Here is a 6,522-nt window from a genome sequence, read left to right as displayed (position 1 = left end):
GCTTGAGCGCTTTGGGGGTGCTGCCACCACTCTGATCAAGTGCTGCGATAAAGCCCGGTGCGTTCTTCATCTTGTCGAACTGCTGCTGATTCATGATGATGGCTCTCCCAGTGACGTTTGTGCTCCCGAACCTTCCTTGTTCCAGCCTCGCACAGGTTGGCGGCAGGGACGAGGGGTCAGAGGGAACTGGTTTGGTGACCGGCTAGCGGGCGATGCCGAGCAGGCGCAGAATCTCCAGGTACAGCCACACAATGGAAGCCGCGAGCGAGACACCGAAGGTCCAGTCATAGGCGGCATCAGCGCCCATCTTCAGCGCGCGATCAGTCTGACCGATATCGATCAGCAGCGACCACGAGGCCAAAGCGACACCGACTAAGCAAAGGATGATCCCCAACGGACCCATTCCGTAGAGGCCCCAGCCGTTTCCGGCACCGAAGAAAACCGCGGAAAAGACTGAGACGACGGCGATGAGGATGTAGCCGATCAACATTCCGAAGAACAGCCGCGTTGCCTTGCTGGCCTTCTTGCCGAATGGGGTCGAGTACAGAACGAGCATTCCGATGGTTCCCGCAGCCGTTCCGACGACGGCCTGCGGGATGATCGCGACGTTGCCGCCGTAGGCGACCGCTGAGCTGGTGAAGCCGCCGACGATGAGGCCGAGTAGGGCGCTGTAGCCCAGCGCCAGGCCGGGATGGATCGGAGCCCGCTTCATCATCACGACACCAACGATCATGGTGACAATGAGCAAACCGAGGTACAGGATGAAGGAACTCGCCAGCAGGATCGCACCCGGTACGGCTGCGACCAAAACGACGCCCAGGCACGCTGCGGTCTTGATGAGGACATCGGGCAATGTGAGGACCCGGCCGGTTGGCTTTGCTTGACCTTTGACAACGGTCGCCGTCGCCTCGTTCAGCATTCGGTTGTTCGCCACTCTTGCCTCCGTGGTCTGGTTTCCGGGACTTGCCGACAGTCTAGGCATGCTCAAACGCAAAACGAACCGGCCGCAGCGGCGACGTCGGTGGATCTACGCGGACTTGGCGACGGTGCGCAGCGCGGTGGGTGTCTCAGCACGTTCCGGCGGCGGCACCGTCCACCGAGCACGCGTCGGCGCCCTCGCCTCCTTCGCCCGTGATGGTCGTCAGTGGCTCGCGGGATTCCCACGCTTGGTTCAGTGCCGACAGCAGCGTGTCTGCCGGCTGTGCGCCGGAGACTCCTAGGCGGCCAGCGATGACGAAAAATGGCACGCCACTGATGCCGTAGTTGCGTGCCTGGGCTTCGTCCGCGCGCACTGCGTCGGCGTACCGATCAGACGTGAGTACCGACTTCACGTCGACCTCATCGAGGCCAACCGAAACGGCAACTTCGGCCAAGGCGTCGTGATTCGACACCGACAGGCCATTGGTGAAGGTTCCCTTGTCGAATGCCTCCTTCAGCGCATCCTGCTGGCCGCTGTCGCGGGCCAAGTGGAGCAGCCGGTGGGCATCGAACGTGTTTCCCGGTCGGGAGATGCTGAAGTCGAAGGTGAGACCCTCTCCCGCCGCTGTCTCGGTCATGCTGTCGAGCATCTGCTGGGCCTGCGCGGTGGACGTGCCGTACTTGCCCGCCAACTTCGCCGCGTAGTCACCGGCAACGTCACTGCTCGGCGCAGCGTGCGGGTCGAGTTCAAAGGAGCGCCAGATCAGCTCGACCTGATCCGCGTGATCGAAGCGTTTCAGAGCGGCCTCGAACTTGCGCTTGCCGATGTAGCACCACGGGCACACGATGTCTGACCAGATCTCAACTCTCATGCCACGTCCAACAACTGGTCGCGACCGTCTGTTCCAGGCGCTAGGCATTGTGGTCGAAACACTCGCCGCGCGACACAATGGCCAAGTGACCAATCGCCTTGCTGACGCCACCAGCCCGTACCTGCAGCAGCACGCCGACAATCCCGTCGATTGGTACCCGTGGGGCGACGAGGCGTTCGCGGAGGCGAAGCGCCGCGACGTACCGGTGTTCCTGTCGATCGGCTACGCGGCCTGCCACTGGTGCCACGTGATGGCGCATGAGTCGTTCGAGGACGAGGCCACCGCGGCGATCCTCAACGACCGGTTTGTCTGCATCAAGGTCGACCGAGAAGAACGCCCTGACGTCGACGCGGTGTACATGTCGGCGCTGCAGGCATTGACCGGCCAGGGCGGCTGGCCGATGAGTGTCTTCCTCGATACCGAACGCCGACCCTTCCATGCTGGCACCTACTTTCCACCCGAACCGCGGCATGGGTCGCCGAGCTTCCGGCAGATTCTGTTGGCGTTGTCGCAGGCGTGGACCGAGCGCCGCGCCGACGTCGAGGCCAGCGCCGAGCGCATCACGGCCGCGCTAGCGAGCAACCAACCCGGCGAGATCGACAAGCCAGAGCCGGTCGTCGGCGACACTGCCGGCACCTCCCTGGCGGACCGCCTGCGCGAGACCTGCTCCACTGCCGTCGAGGGTCTGGCCAGAGACTTCGACCACCAACACGCTGGCTTCGGCCGTGCGCCGAAGTTCCCACCGTCATCTGTGCTGGAGTTCCTGCTCCGATGGGGCGCGGCCGGTACGCCCGCGACCGCAGGAACCGCCACCGCGACGAACGACCGTCGCGCCCTCGACATGGTTGCGGCAACCTGTGAGGCGATGGCCCGCGGCGGTATCTACGACCAACTCGCGGGCGGGTTCGCGCGCTACAGCGTCGACCGGGCGTGGATCGTGCCGCACTTCGAGAAGATGCTCTACGACAACGCATTGCTACTTCAGGTCTATACACACTGGTACCGAGCGACCGGCTCCCCGCTGGCCGAACGGATCACCCGCGAGACGGCGGAGTTCCTCCTGCGTGATCTGCGCACCGAACAGGGCGGGTTCGCCGCCTCGCTGGATGCCGACGCACCGGTTGAGCCCGGCGGTCACGCGCACGAGGGTGCGTCCTACGCCTGGCGGCCCAACCAACTGACCGACGCCCTGGGTGAGACGGACGCCGCACTGGCGGCCGAAGTGCTGCTGGTCACCCCCGGCGGCACCTTCGAGGACGGCGCGTCCGTGCTGCAACTCCCGGCTGATCCCAACTGGTTGTGGTGGTCGCGGGTGCGAACGAAGTTGCTTGAGTCTCGCAATGAACGTCCACAGCCGGCCCGCGATGACAAGGTGGTCGCGGCGTGGAACGGATTGGCGATCACCGGTCTCGCGCAAGCCGGCGCGCTGCTTGACGAGCCGAGCTGGATCGCCGCAGCCGTGGCGGCCGCCGAACTGCTTGAGCGCCTGCACATCACGCGCCGCGCCGACGGCACGCTGCAGTCGCTGACCCGCACCTCGCGAGACGGTACGGCGTCAGCCAGCGCTCCGGCCGTGCTGGAGGACTACGGCGACGTTGCCAGTGCGCTGGTCACGCTGTTCGGCGTAACCGGAGAACCACGATGGCTTGACCTGGCCGGCGACCTGCTCGACGTCGTACTGGCGCAGTTCATTGACGAGTCCGGTGCGTTCTTCGACACCGCCGCCGATGCCGAGCAGCTGTTCATCCGGCCCAGCGATCCCGCCGATCTTGCGGCGCCATCTGGCTGGTCGGCCGCGACCGAAGCGTTGCTCAGCTACGGGTCGCTGATGGCCTCACCGCAGCACCTAGCCGCCGGCGAACAGGGTCTGCTGATGGCCGAGCAACTGGGGTCGCGCTCGCCCCGATTCGCTGGCTGGCTGCTCGCTGCCGCTGCGGCCTACGTGGATGGGCCACAGGTGGTGGTAATCGTCGGCGAGGCAGCAGACCCGCAGCGCGGCGAGCTACACCGAACCGCGCTGCGGTCTACCGCGCCCGGTCTGGTGGTCGCCGTCGGGGTTGAGCGACCGGACGAAGCGGGTCCCTTCCTGGGCAAGCGGACGATCAACGGCGCGACAGCGGCCTACGTCTGCCGGGGAACAACCTGTTCTGCACCCATCACTGACGCATCGGGATTGGCAGCCGCGCTGAACTGATTGATCCGAAGGGTCGACATTCGTTCACGCTGAAAGCGAAACGTGCGAGTATTCAGACCGTGGGTCTCAGCGATGTCGCGTACCAGTTGTACGCCAAACAACTTGTGTCGCAGATCGACCACGACCGAATCCCCCGCCACGTTGGTGTTGTCCTGGACGGGAACCGGCGCTGGGCGAGTTTGCAAGGGTCTGAGAGTCACCACGGTCACCGCGCGGGCGCAGCCAAGATCGAGGAGTTCGTGGGCTGGTGCGAGGAGGTGGGCGTCGAGGTTGTCACTCTCTGGCTGCTGAGCACCGACAACCTGGCCAGGCCATCTGACGAGCTTGAGCACCTCTACACGATCATCACCGACACTGTCACCGACTTGGCGGCCACCGGCAGGTGGCACATCCATCCGGTCGGCGCGTTGGATCTGCTGCCGGACGACACCGCCCGCGCGCTCAAGGAGGCCGACGCTGCCACGTCGGCGGTCACCGGCGTCACCGTCAACGTTGCCGTCGGCTACGGCGGTCGTCGTGAACTCGTCGATGCCGTTCGGGCGCTCTTGCAGGAGCAGGCAGCGTTGGGCACCAGCCTGGACGAGTTGGCACAGGTCATTGACGTTGAGCACATCGCTGAGCACCTCTACACAAAGGGCCAGCCCGACCCGGACCTGTTGATTCGCACTTCGGGCGAGCAGCGACTGTCCGGCTTCATGCTCTGGCAGAGCGCGAACTCCGAGTTCTACTTCTGCGAGGCGTACTGGCCCGATTTCCGCAAGGTCGACTTCTTGCGAGCTCTGCGCTCCTACGCCCAGCGCGAGCGACGCTTCGGCGCGTAAGCCCCGCACATTCGCCCCGGAGCAGGCGGGACATTCCGAGTCGCATCCGTTCCGGAAACCGGGGCGGTCGGCTGTCCACGCAATGGCGATTAAGCAATCGCAGGCCCCAACGGTTCACCAAATCGTCGGAGCGGCGTAGCGGGTATTTCACGATTTAGTGCCTAGCGTGACCATTGTGACGATCACTTACGTGCTTGACACCAGCGTCCTGCTCAGCGATCCCAATGCGATCAACCGGTTTGACGAGCACGAGGTCATACTCCCGGTCGTCGTCGTGACTGAGTTGGAGGCTAAACGCTCGCACGCGGAACTCGGCTACTTCGCCCGAACGGCCCTGCGAATGCTCGACGACCTGCGCGTCATTAACGGCCGCCTCGACGAGCCGGTGCCACTGCCCGGTGGTGGCTCGCTGCGCGTTGAGCTCAACCACGCCGACCCGCGGGTGCTGCCCAGCGGATTCCAATCCGGCGACAACGACAGCCGCATCCTTGCCGTCGCGCAGGCGTTCTCCTTGGAGGGTCGTGACGTCGTGCTGGTGAGCAAGGACCTGCCGATGCGCGTCAAGGCATCGGCGATGGGTCTCATGGCCGAGGAGTACAAAGCCGAGTTGGCGGTCACCTCTGGCTGGACGGGGATGACCGAGGCGTCGGTTTCCAACGAATTCATCGACGACCTCTATGAGTTCGGGGCTGCCGATCTGGATGAGGCCCGTGACCTGCCTTGCCACACGGGCGTGGTCCTGTATTCCGAACGCGGCAGCGCGCTCGGGCGCGTGCAGGCAGACAAGCGCGTCCACCTGGTGCGAGGAGATCGGGAGGCGTTTGGCCTGCACGGTCGAAGTGCAGAGCAACGGATCGCGCTCGATCTACTGCTCGATCCCGACATCGGCATCGTCTCGTTGGGTGGCCGAGCAGGAACCGGCAAATCGGCCCTCGCATTGAGCGCGGGACTTGAGGCTGTGCTGGAGCGCCAGGCTCATCGCAAGGTCATGGTCTTCCGACCCCTGTATGCGGTCGGCGGCCAAGAACTCGGCTATCTGCCCGGCAGTGAGACCGACAAGATGGCTCCCTGGGGTCAGGCGGTGTTCGACACCCTGTCGGCGATCACAACGCCGGAGATCGTGGAGGAAGTCATTGCCCGCGACCTCATTGAGGTACTGCCACTGACGCATATCCGCGGTCGGTCACTCCACGATGCGTTCGTCATCGTCGACGAGGCGCAATCGCTGGAACGCAATGTGTTGCTGACTGTGCTGTCGCGAATTGGTCGCGACTCTCGCGTCGTTCTCACCCACGACGTGGGTCAGCGCGACAACCTGCGCGTTGGTCGGTACGACGGTGTCGTCGCTGTGGTGGAAAAGCTCAAGGGTCATCCGCTGTTCGCCCACATCACGCTGCAGCGTTCCGAGCGGTCGCAGATCGCCGCCCTCGTCACCGAACTGCTCGACAGCCCGGTCTGAGGCGCTCTCTTCCCGCCGCAAGCCGCCCAACCGCAACCCCGACGCTGCTTGCCCCGTGTCCGATTTCGGGTGGTATCGCGGATTTCGTGGTAGCTCGTCCGTGCGGCACCTCACCCCGGGGACCGGTACGACTGGTTCCCTCGCGGGCAACCTAACTCTGTAAGTACCCGCAGACGTCACGGCGCCTCCTGCGCCGCGAGCTTCGCATAGCCCGTCTCCAAACCGACCATCTCGGGCAACAACCCCCACCACAAGCGG

The 6,522-nt window shown here is 64.7% G+C and carries 6 protein-coding genes; 3 read left to right on the top strand and 3 right to left on the bottom strand.

Going from position 1 to position 6,522, the window contains the following annotated elements:
• The 3 genes from KAZ48_04915 to KAZ48_04905 all read right to left on the bottom strand — a co-directional run.
• A partial coding sequence (locus KAZ48_04915) for a class I fructose-bisphosphate aldolase (protein MBP7972118.1) occupies positions 1–94 on the bottom strand: 94 nt, incomplete at its 3' end.
• A gap of 108 nt (positions 95–202) precedes the next feature.
• The gene (locus KAZ48_04910) at positions 203–934 is read right to left on the bottom strand and encodes a Bax inhibitor-1/YccA family protein (protein MBP7972117.1); all 732 of its coding nucleotides are present in this window, start codon (positions 932–934) and stop codon (positions 203–205) included.
• 133 nt (positions 935–1,067) lie between these two features.
• Positions 1,068–1,790: a DsbA family oxidoreductase gene (locus KAZ48_04905; GenBank protein ID MBP7972116.1), complete on the bottom strand. Its 723-nt coding sequence runs from the start codon at positions 1,788–1,790 to the stop codon at positions 1,068–1,070.
• Between the two features lie 85 nt (positions 1,791–1,875).
• Here KAZ48_04905 and KAZ48_04900 point away from each other — a divergent pair, with 85 nt between their 5' ends.
• The 3 genes from KAZ48_04900 (at position 1,876) to KAZ48_04890 (ending at position 6,264) form a co-directional block, all read left to right on the top strand.
• Complete coding sequence (locus KAZ48_04900; GenBank protein MBP7972115.1) at positions 1,876–3,984, top strand: thioredoxin domain-containing protein; 2,109 nt, start codon at positions 1,876–1,878, stop codon at positions 3,982–3,984.
• A 59-nt stretch (positions 3,985–4,043) separates the two neighbouring features.
• Positions 4,044–4,805: an isoprenyl transferase gene (locus KAZ48_04895; protein MBP7972114.1), complete on the top strand. Its 762-nt coding sequence runs from the start codon at positions 4,044–4,046 to the stop codon at positions 4,803–4,805.
• A gap of 166 nt (positions 4,806–4,971) precedes the next feature.
• Positions 4,972–6,264 carry a PhoH family protein gene (locus tag KAZ48_04890; protein MBP7972113.1) on the top strand — a complete coding sequence of 431 codons (1,293 nt, stop codon included), beginning with the start codon at positions 4,972–4,974 and terminating at the stop codon, positions 6,262–6,264.
• Positions 6,265–6,522 lie beyond the last annotated feature (258 nt).

It is taken from the genome of Candidatus Nanopelagicales bacterium (assembly GCA_018003655.1).
Lineage (GTDB): Bacteria > Actinomycetota > Actinomycetes > S36-B12 > UBA10799 > JAGNDY01.
This window is presented reverse-complemented; position numbering and strand designations above follow the sequence as displayed.